General features: G+C 52.1%; 15 protein-coding genes. 9 read left to right on the top strand and 6 right to left on the bottom strand.

The genetic code is table 11. From position 1 onward, the window contains the following. Nucleotides 1-224: 224 nt before the first annotated feature. The 3 genes from dtd to rsmA all read right to left on the bottom strand — a co-directional run bounded on the left by dtd (nucleotide 225) and on the right by rsmA (nucleotide 3,083). Complete coding sequence (gene dtd / locus FH871_RS00910; RefSeq protein ID WP_138989464.1) at nucleotides 225-677, bottom strand: D-aminoacyl-tRNA deacylase; 453 nt, start codon at nucleotides 675-677, stop codon at nucleotides 225-227. A 137-nt stretch (nucleotides 678-814) separates the two neighbouring features. Next, a complete protein-coding gene (gene mgtE, locus FH871_RS00905; protein WP_138989463.1) occupies nucleotides 815-2,167 on the bottom strand; it encodes a magnesium transporter in 1,353 nt (450 codons plus the stop codon). A gap of 67 nt (nucleotides 2,168-2,234) precedes the next feature. After that, nucleotides 2,235-3,083, bottom strand: coding sequence for a 16S rRNA (adenine(1518)-N(6)/adenine(1519)-N(6))-dimethyltransferase RsmA (gene rsmA / locus FH871_RS00900; RefSeq protein WP_138989462.1), 849 nt, complete (start codon nucleotides 3,081-3,083; stop codon nucleotides 2,235-2,237). Nucleotides 3,084-3,204: 121 nt separating this feature from the next. Here rsmA and FH871_RS00895 point away from each other — a divergent pair, with 121 nt between their 5' ends. The 8 genes from FH871_RS00895 to FH871_RS00860 all read left to right on the top strand — a co-directional run bounded on the left by FH871_RS00895 (nucleotide 3,205) and on the right by FH871_RS00860 (nucleotide 14,450). Further along, nucleotides 3,205-3,825 carry a hypothetical protein gene (locus tag FH871_RS00895; RefSeq protein ID WP_138989461.1) on the top strand — a complete coding sequence of 207 codons (621 nt, stop codon included), beginning with the start codon at nucleotides 3,205-3,207 and terminating at the stop codon, nucleotides 3,823-3,825. A gap of 85 nt (nucleotides 3,826-3,910) precedes the next feature. Then, the gene (locus FH871_RS00890) at nucleotides 3,911-5,182 is read left to right on the top strand and encodes a hypothetical protein (RefSeq protein WP_138989460.1); all 1,272 of its coding nucleotides are present in this window, start codon (nucleotides 3,911-3,913) and stop codon (nucleotides 5,180-5,182) included. Nucleotides 5,183-5,234: 52 nt separating this feature from the next. Next, the gene (locus FH871_RS00885) at nucleotides 5,235-5,609 is read left to right on the top strand and encodes a hypothetical protein (protein WP_114405564.1); all 375 of its coding nucleotides are present in this window, start codon (nucleotides 5,235-5,237) and stop codon (nucleotides 5,607-5,609) included. Nucleotides 5,610-5,703: 94 nt separating this feature from the next. Further along, nucleotides 5,704-7,200 carry a hypothetical protein gene (locus tag FH871_RS00880; protein ID WP_138989459.1) on the top strand — a complete coding sequence of 499 codons (1,497 nt, stop codon included), beginning with the start codon at nucleotides 5,704-5,706 and terminating at the stop codon, nucleotides 7,198-7,200. Between the two features lie 130 nt (nucleotides 7,201-7,330). After that, on the top strand, nucleotides 7,331-10,915 hold the full coding sequence (locus FH871_RS00875; protein WP_138989458.1) for a hypothetical protein: 3,585 nt from the start codon (nucleotides 7,331-7,333) through the stop codon (nucleotides 10,913-10,915). A gap of 27 nt (nucleotides 10,916-10,942) precedes the next feature. Next, nucleotides 10,943-12,217, top strand: a complete 1,275-nt coding sequence (locus FH871_RS00870; protein WP_138989457.1) for a hypothetical protein — start codon at nucleotides 10,943-10,945, stop codon at nucleotides 12,215-12,217. A 117-nt stretch (nucleotides 12,218-12,334) separates the two neighbouring features. After that, complete coding sequence (locus FH871_RS00865; RefSeq protein ID WP_138989456.1) at nucleotides 12,335-13,384, top strand: hypothetical protein; 1,050 nt, start codon at nucleotides 12,335-12,337, stop codon at nucleotides 13,382-13,384. Nucleotides 13,385-13,592: 208 nt separating this feature from the next. Further along, nucleotides 13,593-14,450 carry a WG repeat-containing protein gene (locus FH871_RS00860; protein WP_138989455.1) on the top strand — a complete coding sequence of 286 codons (858 nt, stop codon included), beginning with the start codon at nucleotides 13,593-13,595 and terminating at the stop codon, nucleotides 14,448-14,450. On the opposite strand, the gene FH871_RS00855 is transcribed toward FH871_RS00860, so the two are convergent. The 3 genes from FH871_RS00855 to FH871_RS00845 are packed head-to-tail and all read right to left on the bottom strand — an operon-like array spanning nucleotide 14,447 to nucleotide 16,357. After that, the gene (locus FH871_RS00855) at nucleotides 14,447-15,157 is read right to left on the bottom strand and encodes a hypothetical protein (protein ID WP_138989454.1); all 711 of its coding nucleotides are present in this window, start codon (nucleotides 15,155-15,157) and stop codon (nucleotides 14,447-14,449) included. The two genes, FH871_RS00860 and FH871_RS00855, sit on opposite strands and share 4 nt — an antisense overlap. Nucleotides 15,158-15,167: 10 nt before the next feature. Continuing rightward, nucleotides 15,168-15,983 carry a hypothetical protein gene (locus FH871_RS00850; protein WP_138989453.1) on the bottom strand — a complete coding sequence of 272 codons (816 nt, stop codon included), beginning with the start codon at nucleotides 15,981-15,983 and terminating at the stop codon, nucleotides 15,168-15,170. A 41-nt stretch (nucleotides 15,984-16,024) separates the two neighbouring features. Next, nucleotides 16,025-16,357, bottom strand: a complete 333-nt coding sequence (locus FH871_RS00845; RefSeq protein WP_138989452.1) for a PKD domain-containing protein — start codon at nucleotides 16,355-16,357, stop codon at nucleotides 16,025-16,027. A 226-nt stretch (nucleotides 16,358-16,583) separates the two neighbouring features. On the opposite strand from FH871_RS00845, the gene FH871_RS00840 reads away from it, so the two are divergent. After that, nucleotides 16,584-20,306, top strand: a complete 3,723-nt coding sequence (locus tag FH871_RS00840; RefSeq protein WP_138989451.1) for a PAS domain S-box protein — start codon at nucleotides 16,584-16,586, stop codon at nucleotides 20,304-20,306. Nucleotides 20,307-20,308: the final 2 nt, after the last annotated feature.

Below are 20,308 nucleotides of genomic sequence, written 5' to 3'. Positions count from 1 at the left end.
ATTAGCTGAGATGCTTGCAGTTGCTTCACGTCAGAAACCGTGATGATTATACGGACTCGTTGATTTTCGGGAAATCCGTTCTTTTTGATGGGTCATCCCTCCGGGATTTTAGCCCCTCCTCGATCTTTACCCCGGTTTGAACCGGGATGAAAATGAACGATGGAGGTTTAAAATCCCGGAGGGATGACCCATGTTGTAGCCCCCGGTTTGAACCGGGGGTAACATTATTGCCGGTTTTTCGAGTCGATGACAATGGTCACCGGGCCGTCGTTGACCAGGGCTACTTTCATATCCGCTCCGAATTCGCCGGTTTCGATCGGTTTTCCTAACTCGGCCGACAGTTGACGGATCATTTGTTCATAAAGGGGAATGGCCACCTCGGGCCGGGCGGCATCGATGAAGGAGGGGCGGTTGCCTTTTTTGGTGCTGGCGTGGAGCGTAAACTGGCTGATGAGCAGAATCGAACCGTCGACGGTTTTCAGGTCCAGGTTCATTTTGTCGTCGGCATCACTGAAAATCCGCATCCCGACAATTTTTTTGCTCAACCAGTCGAGGTCTTCGCGGGTGTCGGCGTGGGTAATGCCCAGCAGAATGAGAAAACCGGTACCGATCCGGCCTTTTACGTGTCCGCCGATGGTGACGGAGGCTTCAGAAACGCGTTGGATGACAGCAATCAAGTGGGTAGTGGCGTTGTTATTTCGTTATTCAGTATTCAAAATTCAGTATTCGATATTTCGTTTATTTGTATTTAAACGGCTGTTGTGAAGGGGTTGAATAACGAACATTGAATATCGAATACTGAATAACGAAGTGGTTAAATACTTAGCACCAAACTGGCAATCAGAAAATAAACGCCGATGCCGATGAGGTCATTGACGGTGGTGATGAACGGACCGGATGCGATGGCGGGATTGATCCCGAACCGGTTGAGCGCGATGGGCGTGATGGTGCCCATAAACGACGCCAGCAAAACCACCGCCAACAGCGCCAGCGATACCACCGGAACCAGACGCGGTTCACCGATCAGCATACAGTAAGAACCGGCTAACGAACCGATAATCAGACCGTTGATCAGGGCTACCAGCACCATTTTTGCCAGCCGTTGCCCCACGGTCGCGCTCAGGCCGGACTTCTCCGCCAGGCTCTGCACAATCAGCGACGCGGTTTGAATGCCGACATTGCCACCGGTGGAGCCAATAATGGGAATGAAAGCCGCCAGGGCCGCGATTTTGCTCAACTGGACATTGAATGTATTGATGACGGTGGCCGCCATCAGGCTCCCGACGGCCCCGGCAATCAGCCACGGCAGCCGGGCACCGACAAGTTTCCAGATTGTATCATCCTCTTCTTCGACGTCCCCCGTAATCCCGGTAATCGCCTGAATGTCGAGTTCTGCCTGTTCGGTGATCACGTCCACCACGTCGTCAATCGTGATCTGACCCAGCAGCCGTCCCTGCACGTTCACCACCGGCACCGCGTCCAGGTCATACCGTTGCATCACTTCGGCCACTTCCTGAACCGGGCGGTAGGTTTCGACAAAAATGACGTCTTCCTCGTAAATATCGGCGATTTTGGCGTTTTTCCGCGCCAGCACAATTTTCTTCAACGAAACCCGGCCCAGCAGTTTATCAGCATCGTCGATGACATACACCGAATAGACATTCTCCACATTCTCAGCCTGTTGCCGTATTTCTTCGATACACTGATTGACCGTTGTGTTGATGTTGACCTTGATCAACTCTTTCTGCATCAAACCACCGGCCACATCTTCGTCGTAGTGGAGCAGATCGAGAATAAATCGGGCCTGTTCGCGGTCACTCAGGAGGGCAATGACTTCTTCGCGGGTTTGGATGGGCTGCTCGTTCAGCAAGTCGACGGCATCATCGGAATCCATCTCATCGACGTACTGCGCTAATTCTTCCGACGTAAAACTTTGCAGAAATTCCCGTCGATCGATCACTTCCAGGTTCGTCAGGATCTCGGAACCCACTTTTTTATCGAGCAAGGCCAGCAGATACCGGGCCATTTCGGTATCCAGTTCGTAGAGGATTCCGGAAATATCGGCTGGATATAGTTCTTCCATTTCCGCCCGCAACGTTACGTCGTCGTGGGTTTCGATAGCCGTCTGAATGTGCTCTACGTATTCTTTGGTAAGCTCGAAAGTCATGTATTGGAACGATGAATGATGAGTGATGGATGATGAATTGTGCGCGCGTCAGCCCACTCATCGTTCATCATCCATCATTCATCATTAAAGTGGTTAGTTCAACAAAGTCGGCAACGCCCAGTTGTTCCGCGCGTTTATCCAGTAAAGGGTGAGACAACATCGACTCCGGAGGGTTTAACGGTTTCAAGGCATTTCGCAGTGTTTTTCGCCGGTTGTTGAAGCCCTGTTTAACAACCTGAACAAATTTTTTCTCGTCACAGGGCAAGGCAACGACGGTGTTTCGACGAAGACTGATGACCCCCGACTGCACTTTCGGCGGGGGCGAAAACACGCTGGCATCCACCGTAAATTCATACCGGATGTCGTAGTAAGCCTGCAACAAAACGCTCAGAATCCCGTAGTCCTTGTTGCCCGGTGGGGAGGCAATCCGTTGAGCCACTTCCTGTTGCAGCATACACACGACTTCCTGCACCTGCTGGCGGTGGTCTAGAACCTTGAATAAAATCTGCGACGAAATGTTATACGGGAAGTTGCCAATGATGGCAACGGGCTCCTGAAACAGAACCGATAGATCTTTTTTGAGAAAATCGCCGTCCAGAATCCGGCCGCGTAGCATGGGGAAATGGGCGGTGAGGTAGGCGATGGATTCGGTGTCGATCTCGATGACGTGCGTCGTGAACGGCAGGTCGGGGCCGAGCAGATATTGGGTCAGCACACCCATACCGGGGCCGATTTCCAGCACGGTTTGGTAACCATTGTGGCCGGAAAGCAGCCCTGCGATGCGTTCGGCAATACTGAGGTCTTTCAGAAAATGTTGCCCCAGGTGTTTTTTAGCGCGAACGGCATCACCCCGGAAGGATTGTTCCCGGTCTGACGTGGTTCGCTTTGAAGGTTTTCCGTAAGATCGCACAGGCATGATTTGCTAATTTTGATCTTGCAAAGGTACACCGACCGTTGATGGAACCGTATAAAATTCGTGGCATTTCCTGAGGGAATTGGTTAATTTTACCGCTTTCGGAGTAATACGTCATTTATTCATGCACAGAGGTGTTATTCATTACGATGAGTTGACGGAATGTGGGCTGTTCAAGGATGCAAGTGGTCAGATTCATATTTTTCGTAAGGACGATCCAGTCTATCGGCATGTCTGGACGTATGAAATCGCCGAAAAACCGCCGACAGGCGCTGTAATGCCCGTTATTCAGCCTGATCGCCGACCGTTTGGGCCACCGCTGCCGGTCGAAAAACCGCTGGAAGCCATGCCCCGGATGGGTTCGGCGGGATTGCCGTCTGCCCGGGTGGGTTTGCTCAACTGGATTGGGATGGCGTTGTCCGGACTGGCGTTGCTGTTGCTGATCAACATCGGGGGAGAGCCGCGCAAAGACGGCGTGGGCAGCAATCCGAAACTGATCGACTCCATGTGGGCCGTTATGGCGGGCGTGCTGTTGCTGATCGAGCTTATTTATTTCAGTGTGGGCGCGGCTCGCTGGCGCATACGTACGAATTACTGGGGTATCGTCGTTTGTACAGTATTTGCCAGCCTGTTAATGAGGGGTTGCGATCACTACGAAGCCGACAAACTCGCTGACGTTTATACCATTGTGTTGGCGATTTTATTACTGATCGTTTATTTATTGCCTAAACAAAAAAACGGGTAACAACCTCGGTTTATAACCGTTTAGAGAGGAAGTAACCGGCCGGGAACCGGTTTCAAACCAGATACCATACGACGTGCACAAACGAATGAATCAATCACCCCTTCGGGCCACCAGCCTGTTTTTTCTGGTACTCCTCCTGTTTTTCCAAAGCTGCGGCCGGAAAGAAAAAAAGACCGAAAAACCGCCCGAAGCCAAACCCGCCGGTATCAGCAACATCCTGTTTTTCATGGAAACCTCGGCCAGCATGGGCGGGTATCTGAAAGGAGAAACGAATTTTAAAGTCGCGATTTCCGAAGTAGTGACGAAACTGAACCAGATTGCACCGGTGGAAGTCTGGACCATCGCCGGAAAGCCCAAGCCCGTTGTAGAGGGCTATAATCAATTTGTCGTCAATCTGGCAACAACGCCTTTGGCCACCGAGCGGAGTTCGGAATTGCACAAAATATTCAAGGAAGTAGGAGAGAAGGCGAAAGGAAACACCGTCGCGCTGCTGGTATCGGATTGCATTCTGTCGTTTCCGGATGCCGAAATCAGGAAGAACCCGGAGATCAACCGGCAAAATGCCGAGAGCGTCCTGAAAAGCCAGATCAACGACCAGTTTGCCAGCCTGAAAAAGCAGGGCATCAGTGCCACGGTTTTGGCTTACAGCTCCGGTTTCAATGGCACCTACTACGATTACCAGAATAACAAACACAAGCTGACGGGTGAATCCCGGCCGTTTTACATCTGGATTATTGGCAAACAGGAACTGGTCGGCGATCTGAACCGGAAACTGAGCGAACTGATGATCACCAAACCCGCCAAGCAACTGGATTTTGGAGCCAGCGGGGCGCTGAAACAGTTCGATCTGTTCTTTTCACTGAACAAAAAAGGCGAGTGGCGCGCCGAAAAAGCGGGTCTTGCCGAACTGACCGTAAAACCGGCGGCTCCCGCTGAATTTGCGGTGGGTGTCAACCTGAACGGATTACCGAGTTACGCACAGGCGGAAGATTTCATCCGGAAAAATCTGGTCGTAACGGCCCCTAATGCCACGGTCAAGCTGATCAACGTTCAGAAAAAAGAAAAAGTCGCTACCAATCGACTGAAAGAACGGGAACTGAAACTGCTCAACCAGAACTCCCACGTGCTGACGTTCCGGGTGGAAAATCTGTATGACGACAAAGCAGACGTTGCTATAAAATTGCCGGTGCGGTTTGATGACTGGTATGCCGCTGGCTGGTCGACCATGGACGACCGGACTTCCACCAGCCGGTTTAACAAAACCTTTGCGCTGGTTCACCTGATGAATGGCGTCAAGGAAGCCTACCAATCGTCGAACAACGATTTTCTGGTGCTGAATTTAAAATTAGAAAAGTAAGGAAAAATGCCCTTACTTGTGCGACAACACACAAATACTAACTTTCATCCCCATGTTTGTAACCCTGTATGAACTCTGGCTGGGCCAGAACAATGACCCTATCTACGCCGACGAAATCTTTACGCCCGTTGGTCTGCTTACCCTCCTGTTTTCGCTGGGCCTGGCGGCCTTGTTTTACCTGATTCTGGGACGCTGGAAATCCATTTTTTACCGCACTTCTCACTGGGTCATCATGTTGGTGATTGCCGGTATTTTCGGATTTGGGTATGCGGTCTGGTTCGCCCTCGACGCCACCGGTGCCGAGGATACCGACAGTTACATGCAGGGATTTGGGGGCGTAAACTTATTGTACGCGCTAATTTACTTTTTCGTTTTTTCGTTACTCCTGAAACGGTTCTCCATTTTTGCGAAGAGAACCCCCTTTTGACCGGGATTTAGCTGTTTTTTCTGATTCAACGGATACAATTCAGGAATTGTATTTCCAGTAATATCAGCTCAATCCGGATTCAGACCTTTTTTCTATGAAACTATTTCTTTTTGGTATCGGTGGTACGGGCGCCCGCGTCCTTCGCTCGCTGACCATGTTACTGGCCGCCGGGTCTAAAACCCCCGCCGACCTGACCATTATCCCGATTCTGCTCGACATGGACATGCAGAACGGTGACACCGAACGGGCGTTGCGGGAGGTTGAACTCTACCGCGCCATCCGCCGGACGGCGTATAAAGACACCGCAGCCAGTCAGGGTAGCCAGACCGAACGGCGGACTTTTTTTGCCACGCCTTTGCAACCGCTCGGGACGCTTCAGGCCGAAAATGCGCAGGAGAAAATCGGCGATTCGGTGTTGCCCAAACTGACCGATCACGAAGGAACTTTTGAAGAGTTTCTGAGCGTCAGCAGCATGGACGACATCGACCGTGAACTGCTCAAACTGCTCTATGACAACTCGGCCCGGCCCACGAGTGCGGAATTGAAGCTGAATCTGTCGGTGGGTTTCAAAGGAAATCCGAACATTGGCAGTGTGGTGTTCAACGCGCTGGAAGACTCGGCGGTGTATAAATACTTCACCGGCGCTTTCAACGACCAGACCGACCGGATTTTTGTCATCAGTTCCATTTTTGGCGGTACGGGTTCAGCCGGTTTTCCGCAACTGGTCAAGCTGTTGCAGCATCCGAGTCAGAAAATCCAGATCCGCAACGCCAAAAAAGGCGCGGTGACGGTGATGCCGTATTTTGCGCTGGAAGAAAACAGCCAGAGTGCCATCGACCAGAACCGGTTTTTGTCCAAAACCAAGGCCGCGCTTTCGTATTACCAGACGCAGGTGAATCTGGATGCGCTCTATTACATCGGCGACCGGCCTGGCAGCAAGCTCTATCCCAACGTGGAAGGCGGCTCGAAGCAGACCAACAACGCCCACGTGGTGGAGATGCTGGCGGCTGCGGCCATTCTGGATTTTGCCAATAAACCCGAAGCCGAGTTCAGCGACGCCAAGCGGTATTTTGAATACGGCCTGAAACGCAACGACCGGACGCTCGACCTGCCCCATTTTCACGACCAGACCTACAACGGTATTCTCGAACCCCTCATCCGGTTTGCCTACGCGACGAAGTTCTTTACCGACTTTGTGCCGACCAACCTGGGCGAAGCGTTTGCCAAAAACCTGGCGCTTTCCCAGAACCTGCGGACCAACACGTTTTATACGTCGCTGGAGAATTTCATGACCCACCACTTCAAAAACTGGCTGAGCGAAATGGCGCAGAACGATCGGGCGTTTTATCCGTTCGATATGCTGAACGATTTCAATGCCATGGTGCGCTCGAAGCGGATCGAAACCGGCTTCTTCGACAAAGGACTCAGTGAAAAATTCCTGCGGGACCAGGCCGGGAAGATTGAAAATACACTGCAAACGCCCTTTCCCGAACCGGAAAAACGGTTTATGCAATTACTGATTGAAATTGCGGAGAAAGCCCGCGAAAAACTCGGCCCGCTCAACCGGCAACTGTCGGACGCTGCTGTTTAAAAAAGTTGTTTCGCAGAGTTGAGCAGAGAAAAAGGAGTTAAGCAGGGTTTCATTAAAATTTTCTCCGCTTACCTCTTTGTTACTCCGCTCAACTCCGCGCAATAACCCCTTTTTAGATCTCTCGAAACTCATGCCACATATTCTCAGAATCGATAATGACCCCAACGTCAGCCAGCAGAACCACCAGGATTGGACGGGTTCACACACCGGCTTGACGGGCAACCGCATTGAACACATTCCTGATACGCTTTCCGGGGCGGCTGGTGGTGCTGCCGGAGCCGCAGCCAAAGCCGGGACATCGATTCCGTCGCCCTTTGCGCGGTTGTATCTGTTCGATACGGCTTTCCGGATGATCAAAAACAACCAGCTTCCGCGCGAACTGTCGTTGTATCACGTCCTGGTTTCGCACGCCCTCGACATGCTGGAGCTGCTGTTTCAGGCCGGGAACAGTGCCGATCTGACGTACCGGGTCTGGAACCGCGCCGAGCGGCTGGACGCCCTGCGGAAAAAAGCCAACCCCTCGACCACCGTTCGACACGCGCACCAGATTCTGGCCAAAGCCCTGGAACTGGATTTTCGCAACGAACTGGGTACCCTGCAACAGTTTACGCTGATCTATTACAAAGGTGCGCTGCTGGGTGGTACGTCACCCTTGTCGCTGGTGTTTACGTCGCCCAACTGGGAGCAGGAACGCCAGAACAAGTTCATCGATCCGCCCAAAAGCACAACGGGCCGGATGCTGTTTCAGAATGAATATGTGCCTTTGCAGGACCGGGACACGGCTTTTGTGACCTACCTGCGACGGCTCTATGATCAGTATAAAGACTTGCTGCCATCGAAAGGCGGTTTTTCCGAATTCCTGTACAAAGCGTTTTTTGACAATACCACCCAACTCCCGGTCGAAGCGAATACGACGCTGTCGAACTTCGAGCCGATTCAGATTGGTGGCGAAGGCAATTCGACTCTGCAGGTGCTCCCGGGACTGGCCTTGTACAAGGTGCGTGAAAATGATGTGCTGGATGATATTGAGGAAAACAGCGATTTCGTGATGCAGCCCACGGTTTCGTATTACCAGCAGGAAAGCCGCAACGGCGCACCGACCAACGTTCGGAAACCGCTGGCACTGGCGTCGCGGATGGATGTGGCCGGGCGGTATGTGAAAAATACCAACTGGAACCCGCAGACGGTCATCATGCGCTCGCTGCTCAACAACCTCAGCGAAGGCGGTTTGCTCGCCGAGCGGTATTTGCCGGGCGTCGACAACGTGCGGTATCCGTTCCTGACAACCGACGATTTTCTGGAAGATTTTCTGATTCAGGTACCGTTTAAAATCAACAACAAGCGGTTTTTTACCGGAACCATCGGCGAATGTGAGTTTTTGCTGCCGGTTCGGAAAGAGTATTTTAATTTCTTCCGGATCGACGATCTGCAAAAGCAGTTTGCCTTTTCGGTGGAACACCGGGGAACCGATAAAATCATAACCGCCATCCTTCGCATTCCGATTCGGAACAACCGGACAATTGAATTCCGGAAAGAATACAATCTGGCCCGACCGGAAACCGTGATCGACTTCCGGGCGGGGCTGGCTTTTTTTCCGTTCTACCGCGTTACGGTTCCCGATTTGCAGTCCATGAACCAGTATTATGTGATGCTGGCCGATGTGAGCGATCCCAACATCGGTTTTCGGGCGCACAACTCGGTGCATTTCTACGAGTTACCGAATATTATTGCGGGAAAACCGCTCAATGTTCCGGCTCCCGAGGCCCGTTCACCCAAAGTCGATCCCTTGCCGGCTTCGTATTATTACAAAGTTCCGCAGGCATTCGACGTCATGGAAATCCGGCTGGAACGGGGTGGTATTCCGTACCGGGGGCTGGTGTTGCCGCAGTTTACGACCATTACGGAAAAAGGCTACAAGAACTTTACGTTTGCCATCGACTTTGGAACGTCCAATACCCACATCGCTTACACCGATGCCGCGATGGGCGATGTGGAGCCGAAAGCCCTGACGGTGAGCGATCAGAACACGTCGCTCAACAAGGACGAGCTGCAAATGGTGTTGTTCAACAAACCGTATGAAGGCTACGAAGCGCAGACGGTGTACGACAAATACGAAAAACGGGTCAGCTTTGGCGGGCTTGTGCAGCTCGATCAACTGGTTCGGCGGGAGTTCATTCCGGCCATCATCGGCAAGGAGTTTGGCTCGCCGTTCGCGTTCCCGCTTCGGACGACGGTGTACGAGAAAAGTGGTTTTACCGACAGCGGTAACAACCTGTTTTCCAAAGTCAACCTGGGCTTCAACATCGATCTGGAAGAGGGTAGCACGGGCGTCAATCACTACGTAACGAACCTGAAATGGCTGTTTGAAAACCAGCCGGGCGATACACTCAACCGCCCCCGCGTACGCGCCTTTTTCGAAACCCTGTTTCTGTTAATCCGGAACAAAGTGATTCTGAATCAGGGCAATGTGCAGCAGACGGGCATCGTGTGGCTGGCTCCTTCGAGCATGCGGGCCGTCACGGAAGATAATCTGGTGCATGAGTGGGAACAGGCCGCCCGGAATGTCTTTGGCACCACGAGTAACTTCCGGGTCAAACCGGTACCGGAGTCGCTGGCTCCATACTTCTATCTTGTCAAAAACGGCGTCAAGTCCTTTGCCGACACCGTCAACGTGGACATCGGTGGCGGAACGGCCGACATCATGCTGTTCATGAAACAGCAGGGGCGGTATCTGAATACGTCGTTCCGGTTTGCCGGTTACGACATCTGGGGGGGCGGTTTGGACGAACAGGGCCACCCGTCGCACCGGAAAGACAGCGGTTTTGTCAAGAACTATCTGGCCTACCGCCGAACGTTGAATCAAACGCCCGCCCGGGAAGATTCGATTCTTGACACCTTCCTGAACAAACCGGAGCTGACCGCTGAGGATATTGTTAGTTTGCTGTTCAAGTACGACAGTCACTTCAAGTTTACGCAGTCGATTCAGGACGGAAAACCGGCCCTGCGAATCGTACTCTACCTGCACTACAGCTCGATTGTCTATCACCTGGTTCAGTTGCTGGAGTCGCACAACCTGGCGTTGCCGCGCTACCTGACGTTTACGGGCCGGGGTAGTCAGTATCTGGCAATGCTCGGGTCGCGGTCGCGTCTGATTCAGTTTACCAAGATGCTGTTCAAGGCGTATTCCAAACAGTCGGTGCCGTCGGATTTTGAGGTGATTCTGTCCGACAATCCGAAGGAAACGACGGCCAACGGAGCGGTTTTGTACGAAAATGCCGGTGGCGAAAAAGCGCAGTACGAAAACCGGGAAACGACCTGTTACTGGGGCAACGAACCCGCAACCGCCGACGAAGCAGGGCAGGAGCAGGCAAACCCCTTTGCTTTTGAATACCGCCGGACGAAAATTGGGGAAGTCAGTCCGCAGCAGGCATTTCACCACTCGGTTTTGCACAACATGCAGCGGTTTCTGGAACTGACGTTGCACGACCGCGACATTGCTTATTTCCTGAGCGAATACAACATTCAGACGCCCGAGCGGTATGTCGATTACCTCGTCGGTGCGGACATTACGCGCGGGGGACGGCTCTACGACAGCTACATGCTGGCACGGATGGGTTTTGAACAACGGCCAAATGATGCGCTGGGTGAAACCTACTTTTTTCTGCCGCTCAAACACGCGTTGTATGAGCTATCGAAGTTCATTGCCGAATCGTAATCCTCAACTAAACTTTCTTTTCAAAGGATGATCTGTCAAACTACCCGCTGGATTTTGTTGCTTGGCGTGTTGCTTCTAAACAGACCGGCTTTTGCCCAAAACGATGCGGAATACCGCCGAAAACTCGATCAGGCGGCTTTTCTGATGACCAAAGCGACGGTGGAGTTTCTGGCGACGGATGCCCAAACCTTTCCGAACGTCAAGTCGAAACAATGTGCCTGTGATTCGTATGAGGGGCTGAAGGAATTCATCGCGCAAAACGACCTTGTCGGGGCGGATAAACTGACCGATGACGCCAGGAAAAGAGCAGCTCAGAACATCGCGCAGATTAACCAGCCCCGGACTGCCTTGGAAGGCGTCAAAGATTATCTGGTCCAGAAAGTTGCCACCGGAGATCGGATAACCCGACAGACGTTGCCAGGTTATCCGGCTTTTCAATCCACCCTGGACGGCATCATTACCAGTGCTTTAGGCGCCGGGCCTGCCGTGGTTGCACCCCCGCAGCCGGTTGCTTCGGCGGAAGAAGATGCACCTGCCGATTCGATAGAAAATACTGAAAAAACACCGGTAACCACCCCATCACCCACTCAATCAAACTGGAATGCTATGGATAGTTTTGCGCTTATTTTATCAATACTGAGTCTCATTGCCGTCGCTTTTCTGGCGTATCTTGTCATAAAAAACCAGAAGCCGCAGCAATCGGCCCGCGATGTGCAGTTTGACTCCCAATTGGCGAAACTGTCTGACCGGATCAGTAAACTTGAAGTACGCAAAAACCAGACGAATGAAAATTTTCAGTTGAATGCACAACTGGAAGCCCTCGAAAGGGCCGTTCGGTTACTGGAACAAAACCGGGCTGAAAAACCGGCTGCTCCGGCGGTTAAAGTACCGCTTGAAGTGATAACACCGGTTCAGGATGCGCCAACCGAGCCGGAATCAGCCGCCCGCCCGTCTAATCGTTTTCGCACGCCGACCCTGCCCGCTAAACCGACGGCTTTCTACGCCCGAACGGCGGATTTGGGCGATGGGTTTAGCGCCGGCGGTTTGTTGACTACCCCCGAACGTGATACGGTTTTTGACATCAGCCTGCAAAGTGATACGCAGGCCACCTACCAGGTTTCGGAAAATGCGGATGCCCAGCGACTGGCGCTGAGCGATCCGTATTCATACCTCAACGATGCCTGTGAGTATCTGACGCAGCCCAATCCGAATAGCCGGATTCGGACGGAGCAGGTGGGTCGGTTGACACTTCAGGGCGACAAATGGAAGATTACAGAAAAAGCAAAAATTAGATTTATTTAGTAATTTAATACCCAGCCCGGATTATTTGGTAACAAGATAGTATTTAATTGAACTATTCTGATAGCCGTTTGCCTTGTAACCGGTCTTCGCTACAATGAACAGGGATTTACGGAGATCATGACACTCGAAGAATTACGGGATCGAATTAAAAATGAAGTCGTTCTGTATGAGGGCGAACTGGCTGACTGGCAATGGCGACAAAAAGGGCTCGTGGCGGAGGCCAACGCATTGGGCATCACGGATTTTACCCGCCTGGTCAACGACATCAGCCGTCAGGTAAACCGTGATTTTGGGAAGATTCTGGATCTGAAAAAGAAGATGGTCGCGGTGGCCCTGCAACGTCAGAATCAGTTGTCGGAAACGGATATCAACCAGTTTGTCGCCGAAGCCGAACGGGTTCAGTTGTCGCGGGCTTTTGTAACCGAACAGTGGATACCGGCTATTCTGGAAGCCCTGCCGGTTTCGTCCGCAAGCGAAGAGGCCGTTTCCCCAGCCAGCCACGGACCCGGTGCAGCGGCTTCGCAAACAAACCCGCAAAATCCCCCCATCCCGGTACCGGTTGTTGAAAAAGTGGAGTCGGTCCGGCGAAAAATCAAGAGTATTCTGGACGATTACGACAAGCACATTCAGGCGCAGAGTCTGAAATTTCTGTTCAAAGCCGTTGATTATGATGAAGCGGCACTGGCCGAAGAAATCCGGCTGTATCTGTCGGAGCATTATTACGCATCGGTGAACCCGCCCCGGGGAAATAGCCTGAAAGAAAAACTGATTTCGACCGACTGGCGGCACCTGAGCTGGTGGGAAAAGGAGCAAGCCAAACCGCAATCGACGGACTATGTGAAAACCCAGACCGGGTATACCACAACGCCTGCTCCGGCGGGGGTGAATCCGGCAAGCCGGTTTCCTGCGAGTGGGGGGCCATTACCCGGAAACCCGCAGCCGATTCTGCCACCTCCGGTCGTGTCGCCGGAACCGCCTAAAAAAAGCAGCTTTTCGGATGCCGCTCTGATTGGCCTGGCCATTTTATCAGCCCTGGTGCTGATTTGGGTGGTGTTAAGGATGACGCGGGGCGAAGAACCGGAGCCGGAACCGACTCGAAAAAGCTCAAAGAAACAGACGAGCCAGCAACTGGATGCCTACCCCTACCCAAAAGTATTTCTATCGTGATGAAGACCTGGAGATCCTGAAAGACCTCCCAAGCCTGATTGGAATCAGATACCGAATGATCAGAAAAATAAACAGACACGGTGTCAGACTGTTGTCTGAATGAACGTTGAAACCGATCGCGTAAAAAATTATGAAGATTATTTGACTTTTCGTAACTTTTGAAGGTCTAAAAAGAATGGCTTTCCTCGTTTACTAACTGAAGCATGAAATGATCGATACCATTCGTCTGAAAATACAGGAGGTTTTTAGCCCTTACGACCGGCACGTCCCAGCCCACGTGATCAACCGGCTGTTTGTTGCCATTCCATCCGATGAAACCACATTGACGCAGGAAATCATGGGTTACCTGCTCGAACATAATTACGAAGCCCTCGAAACACCCAAAGGTCAGTCCCTGCGGGAACAGCTTATTTCGACCGATTGGCGGCAAAAAGAGGCAAAAACGTGGTTGGTGGAGTCCCAGCAACCTGTAGCCGCGCTATCCGGCGATGTGTCGGTTCATCCCATATCCACGCCATTCAGCCAGTCCAATAAAGTATTGATTACGCTGGTGATCGTTTTTGTAAGCATCTTGCTGTGGCTCTGGAAAGGGAAATTAACCGAAATCGACAGCGGAGCCGGTCGCGAGGAGGTAGCTGAACTGGAACAAACCCGGAGCAGCGGTGCTGTCCAGGTCAAAGAGACCATTCGCCAGCCCAATGTGGGCAAAGCTGCAAAGAAAGTCGTGCTGCTGCCCGCCGAGTCTATTGTAGAAAACAACAATCCCCTTCTTACGCCCACCGATCTCAGTCCAACTCCCGTTCCTGCTGCTTCAGGAATGGTCGAACCGGCAACGGCTGTTCAAACAAAACCGTACGATTCGGTAGATACCCGAATTGGAGATTTTGGTTTGCGGGCAGCCCGAAAGGGAGGGAAATGGGGCTATGTCGATCAAAAGGATAAGTGGCATATCGACCCGGTGTATGACGACGTGACCCCTTTCCTGAACGGGAAGGCGACGGTTGTTTTGGATGGTCAGCAAATTGTGGTCGACCGGGACGGAGGACGTATTCGGGACGACAACTAACGCGGACCGGCTCCGGCGCTCACCGTCAGGTTCCGAAACTGCGTGCCGTCGGTCGTCGCAACAAAGCCAATGCCATTGCCCTGATACTGCCGAAACTGGTATGGACTCGTCGGTATTTCCCGCCCGTTGAGGTAAAAATGAATCTGCTCTCCTTTTTTACGAACCGTCAGCGTATTCTTGGTCGTCGAGAGCGGAATGCCCGCCGGTACATAATCCCCCCGCATGTAGATGGTGTAGCTCAATCCGTTGATCACGTATTTGACGGACACCTGGTTTTTGTTGTTGATCCGAAAGTGGCAATAATTTAACGAGTCTTTTACGCCAATCAGCAAGCCTGCATCGGGAATGATGCCGCTGGGTCCGGCCAGATCGACCTGGACCATAAACGTATCCAGTTTGTTCAGATTGAGGGCCGCCGGAATCGAGACGTAGCTAAAGGCCGATGCCGGTGAGTCATCAGCCTGTTTGTAGATGTGGTAGGCATTCTGGGACATGTCGTACCCGTAAGCCCCCCGTCGGCCGATGAGCCAGCGATTCCGGTTATCGGTGAAATTTTCCGTAAACAACCGGTTGGAAGCGGATGCCGCATTCTTTGCCTTGGTTTTCACGTGTACCCAGGAGCCGGACGCCGAATAGACCCCAACCTGCGCCTGACTTTCTCCCAGCAGACTGAACAGAACTCCCAAAATGAGTGCAAAACGCATCATACCATAGTCGTTAAAATTTGTAGTTGAACACCGCAACCGGATACCCGGATTGGTAACCGGGTTTCAGACTGACCTTCGGTTCGGCGGTTCTGGTGCGCTGTTTCTGGTTGCGTACGCCTTTGATCAACGTGGCCACAATGTCCGTAATCCAGATGGCTCCCGACAGGCGGGTGGCAATCATATACCGGTGGTGGTGGTCGTTAGCACTGTCGTAAAACGGTTGTGCGGCTGTGCGGTTGCGTTGCTGTTCATACAGCGCATAGTCGTCGCGCGACTTTTTACGTTCCATAAAACCGTAGAGCATCAGGCCGTAGCAAGTAGCCGTAATGCCCAGGCGGTGGCCAATGACGGGTTTGGGCGACTGAACAAAAATATTGCCAACTCCAGGGGCAATCACCGACAGCAAGGCGAATTCGGGGCCACCGGGCCGGTATTTCTTTTTCGGAAGATCGATGGGCATTTGTGTTACGGACTCGGTCGGTTTGCGCACGGCCCCCGGAATCACTTTGACCAGCAGGGTTGCCCGAATATTTTCATCCAGTTCGAATCCGTTTTCCAGTGCTCTCCAGACGATGCGCCGGTTGGTACCCGGCGAAACATCCTGCCCCCAATCGCCGGAAATAAACTGTGGAGCGGGGTTCAGGACGCCGTTAATCTGACTGCGAAGGCGAAAATATACCGAATCGGCGGGTTGGTTTCCGGTAATGTCGTACAGGATTTCGACCGACGACTCTTCGATCACGTTGATGCGGATATTGGTTACAGCAACCTGACTGACAGCGGGTAACGCAGACATCACCAGAAAGAAAGCAACCCATCGTTTCAACCAGAGAAGTGCGTATGGCTCATGCATAGCGGAGAAGAAGGCTAATTGGTGACAGTAACCAGGCGCGAAACGGAAAGCTTATCGTCGCATTGGTTCGCAAGAACCATCGTAACGTTGTAGGTGCCGGGTTTTTCGTAAAAAACCGTGAACTGATTCCCGGAACGATTGCGCCCATCGCCCAAATCCCAGCCTACCGCTCCAATATCGCCTTTCTTATTTTCCAGAAAAAAAGTAACTTCCAGTTTGGCGGCCGTAAAACCGATGGTTCCTTCGGGTTTTTCACAGATCGGAAAATTCTTCTGATCCAGGTCAAACGGTTCGCAGGCGGCACAGCACAGGCTGATCAGAACCAGCGCAATAAAGACTTTCATCATGGTCGTTTAATAGGCTTGCGAAACTAATCAAATTAACAGAAATGCCCTTCCAAAATAATGCCATTCCGATAAGCAAACAAACGTTTATCACATTGCCGGTATTTTTTTGTAAATTTATTCTGTATTGTTGCCGTGTTTCAGGGTAGGCCGTCTGCCTGGAAACCAGGTTTTGAACCGGAGCCGTAAGCCTGAAATACGCCGAATTCCAAACACCCACACATTGATAATGTCCTGGACTGCGAAAACAAAAAATGAGCTGGTCGCCGAGATTCGGCGGCTGAGCAAAGAAGTCGATATACGGAACTCCCTGGACGGAAGTTCACAACTGCCGCATGCGTCGGTTTTCGACGTCAGCAAAACGGTTGATCAATTGAATCTCATCGGGTTAACGATCGAGAAAGACGGTACGGTGACGTTTTGTAACCAGTATACCCTGCGGATTACGGCCTGGCAACCGACCGATGTCATCGGAAAAAACTTTTTCGAGATTTTTATTCCGGCGGGCGAGCGGGTGCAGATGCAGCGGGATTTCGACGATGCCATTGCGCGCGGGGGCGTGGTGGAACAGAAAGAAATCAACCTCCTGGCCAAGAGCGGTGCCGTGCGAAATGTTCAGTTGAATTCGTTCATTATCAACACCGTAGCCGATCATACGGCGGTTCCGTCGTACACCTTCATTGGCGAAGATGTCACCAATAAAAAGCGTGTTGCTTCCGCCCTGTCATATTCAAACTCGCAGTTGCAGGATCTGGTGGATAACACCAGTGACCTGATTCAACTGGTGACGCTCGACGGCAAATTTATGTTTGTCAACCGCGCCTGGCGTGAGGTGCTGGAATACAGTTCCGACGAAATTGCCTCGCTGACCTTGCAGGACGTCCTGCACCCCGATTATGCCGAAAGTACGCTCATGCGACTGCAACGGGTGCGGGATGGGGAGAAATTTCCGTATTTCGAGACGGTTTTTCAGAGTAAGAAAGGCAAAACCGTCTTTGTGTCGGGCAGCGTCAACTGCCGCTACGATCAGGGAAAACCGACCGCATACCGGTGCATTCTGCACAACATTACGAGCCGCATCCGCGCGGAAAAAGCCCAGAAACTCTACTACAGCATTGCCAACTGGACGCTCAACGCGCCGAATCTGGACGAGTTGTACCAGAATATTCACGATGAACTGAGCAACATCATCGATGCCCGGAATTTCTTTATTGCGCTGTATGACCAGAGCAAAAGCTTCCTGTATTTCCCGTATTACGTCGATGAATATTTTACGGGAATGCGGTTTACGAAACGGAGGCTGGGCAACGGCCTGACCGAATACGCCATCCGCGCCAACCGCCCGCTGTTTCTCTACGAACAGGATATTCAGCAACTGGCAGACACGCAAAATCTCTACCTCTACGGACAGATTCCGAAAGCCATGCTTTGCGTTCCGCTCCGGATTGGCGACCGGATTACGGGAATTATCGGGGTGAAAGCTTACGACAAAGCCGATACGTACAACATCCGTGACCTGGAATTGCTCGAATTTATCTCGGGTCAGGTGGCACTGGCCATTGCCCGGAAGCAGGACGAAGCTGCCATTAACAAGCAAACCGCCCGGTTGAATGCGATTTTCGACAGCAGTTCCCACCTGATCTGGTCGGTCAACAAAAGCTTTCAGTTGACATCGTTCAACCGGAATTACACGCGGCTGATTGAAAATCAGTTGGGCGAAATTCCACAGTTGAACGTGACGACCGAAAAGCTGGGCTGGCGGATCATCGGGGCCGAAAACCGGCGGTTGCTGGAAGAAAAATACCGGCTGGCGTTCCGGGGCTTGCCGCAAACGGTCGAACTGCATTACCAGACCACCAAAAGTGAAGCCTGGCTGGAGGTGCATCTGAATCCAATTCTGCTGTCGGGGGGCGTCATCGAGGAGGTTTCGGGGATCGCCCGCGACATCACTGCCCGGAAACGGACGGAACTGGAACTGCGCGGCAGTGAAGAAAAATTCCGGGGTATTTTTGTCAATCTCCAGGATATTTATTGCCGTGTCGACCGCGAAGGACTCGTCACGATGATCAGCCCGTCGGTCTTGAAACGAACCGGATACACACCCGAAGAGGTTCTGGGTCAGCCCATTACCAACTTCATCGATAAGCAGGATATTCGCCGGGCGCTCGTGCGATTGATTCGGAACAAGAGCCTGCGAAACTTCGAGGCCACGCTGCACCGGAAAGATGGCACGATCCGACAGATCATGCTCAACATGTTGACGCTCAACGATAAGAATGGCCGGGTGGACGAAGTGGCCGCCCTGGCCCGCGACATCACCGAACTGAAGCGCAACGCCCAGGAACTGATGAAGGCCAAAGACGAAGCCGAGCGGTCGCTGAAGGTGAAGGAGCGGTTTTTGGCCAACATGAGTCACGAAATCCGGACGCCGATGAACGGCGTAATCGGCATGATCGACCTGCTGAACGATACGCCCCTGGATCAGGATCAGAAGGATTATGTGCAAACGATCAAGAAGTCCTCGGAAACGTTATTGAACATCCTGAACGATATTCTGGATTTGTCGAAAATCGAAGCCGGGAAAATGGTTTTGCACGAAGCACCCATTCTGTTCCAGGAGGTTTTTGACAAACTGGTGTCGCTTTTTGGGCAGCAGGCCAGCGTGAAAGGAAATAAACTGAGTTACCATCTGGACGAAAAACTGCCCCGGTTTGTGATAGCCGACCAAACGCGGCTGTTGCAGATTCTGTCTAATCTGACCTCAAATGCCATTAAGTTTACCGAAAATGGTGCGGTGACGGTCGAGGCTTCACTGGTCAGTAAGAAGGGTAAATTTAACCGGATTAAGGTAGAGGTGAAGGATTCGGGCATCGGGATTGCAAAAGACGATTTAGGCCTTCTGTTCAATTCATTCAGCCAGGTCGAAATGTCGTCGCGCAAATCCTTCGGCGGAACGGGCCTCGGTCTGGCTATTTCGAAGGAATTGGCGGCTCTGATGAAAGGAACGATCGGTGTTGAATCGGTAACCGGGAAGGGTAGTAACTTCTGGTTTACGATAGAGTTGAAAGAAACCCTGATCAGCCCCACAAACCAGAAGTCCGATCAGGCCGAAATCTCGCTGCAAAATGTGTTCAAAGACCATCATCCGTATTTATTGCTGGTCGATGACAACGCGGTAAACCGAAAGGTGGCGACCGAAATTTTGAAAAAATCGGGCTGTCAGGTCGAAACCGCATCGAGTGGACAGGAAGCCATCGATAAAGTGACGGTGGCTATGGCCGAAAACGGCAAACCGTATGAACTGATTTTCATGGATATTCAGATGCCGGATATGGACGGGGTGGAAACGACGGTGAAACTGCGCAGTCTGTTCGGCACGCAGTTGCCGCCAGTGATTGCCATGACGGCTTATTCGATGCGCGAAGACCGGGACCGTTTTCTGAGCCAGGGTCTCGATGACTACATCGCCAAACCGATTCGGGCCCAGAGCCTGATTTCCAAAGTGAAGGAAACCGTAGATGCCCGCAAGGATTTCAAGGAAGCGGCCCAGATGCGTTCCAAACAACTGGAAACCATTCGCGAACTGGAGATGCCGATGGTCGACACCGAAATTATTGGTCAACTGGAGCAGGTGGGTGGCTGGGATCTGGTGACGTCGATTTACGAAGATTTTGAAATCGAAGCCACCACCCTCGTGCAGGAATCGCTCGATGCCTTTGCCATTGGCGATATTCCGACCGTCAAAAGCCATCTTCACACGCTCAAAGGGAGTGCCGGGACCATTGGAGTCGCCCGTATTGCGCAGGTAGCCCGGGAAGCCGAAGGCAAACTAAAGGTGAGTGACAGCAGCACCCTGGCGGATGATTTGCACCTGCTCGATAAAGAATTCAAACTGTTTTTAAGCGAATATAAAAATACACTGGAAAAGCTGGTCGCCGAAAAAGCCGGCTAAAT

The organism is Larkinella sp. C7, assembly GCF_006149005.1.
Lineage (GTDB): Bacteria > Bacteroidota > Bacteroidia > Cytophagales > Spirosomataceae > Larkinella.
The sequence above is the reverse complement of the archived record's forward strand: the minus strand, read 5'-3'. Positions and strand labels throughout refer to the sequence as shown.

Bases quoted from the DNA above. Each gene is read 5' to 3' on its own strand.
- mgtE (WP_138989463.1), bottom strand. From the start codon at position 2,167: ATGACTTTCGAGCTTACCAAAGAATACGTAGAGCACATTCAGACGGCT.
- rsmA (WP_138989462.1), bottom strand. From the start codon at position 3,083: ATGCCTGTGCGATCTTACGGAAAACCTTCAAAGCGAACCACGTCAGAC.
- FH871_RS00895 (WP_138989461.1), top strand. From the start codon at position 3,205: ATGCACAGAGGTGTTATTCATTACGATGAGTTGACGGAATGTGGGCTG.
- FH871_RS00890 (WP_138989460.1), top strand. From the start codon at position 3,911: ATGAATCAATCACCCCTTCGGGCCACCAGCCTGTTTTTTCTGGTACTC.
- FH871_RS00885 (WP_114405564.1), top strand. From the start codon at position 5,235: ATGTTTGTAACCCTGTATGAACTCTGGCTGGGCCAGAACAATGACCCT.
- FH871_RS00880 (WP_138989459.1), top strand. From the start codon at position 5,704: ATGAAACTATTTCTTTTTGGTATCGGTGGTACGGGCGCCCGCGTCCTT.
- FH871_RS00875 (WP_138989458.1), top strand. From the start codon at position 7,331: ATGCCACATATTCTCAGAATCGATAATGACCCCAACGTCAGCCAGCAG.
- FH871_RS00870 (WP_138989457.1), top strand. From the start codon at position 10,943: ATGATCTGTCAAACTACCCGCTGGATTTTGTTGCTTGGCGTGTTGCTT.
- FH871_RS00865 (WP_138989456.1), top strand. From the start codon at position 12,335: ATGACACTCGAAGAATTACGGGATCGAATTAAAAATGAAGTCGTTCTG.
- FH871_RS00860 (WP_138989455.1), top strand. From the start codon at position 13,593: ATGATCGATACCATTCGTCTGAAAATACAGGAGGTTTTTAGCCCTTAC.
- FH871_RS00855 (WP_138989454.1), bottom strand. From the start codon at position 15,157: ATGATGCGTTTTGCACTCATTTTGGGAGTTCTGTTCAGTCTGCTGGGA.
- FH871_RS00845 (WP_138989452.1), bottom strand. From the start codon at position 16,357: ATGATGAAAGTCTTTATTGCGCTGGTTCTGATCAGCCTGTGCTGTGCC.
- FH871_RS00840 (WP_138989451.1), top strand. From the start codon at position 16,584: ATGTCCTGGACTGCGAAAACAAAAAATGAGCTGGTCGCCGAGATTCGG.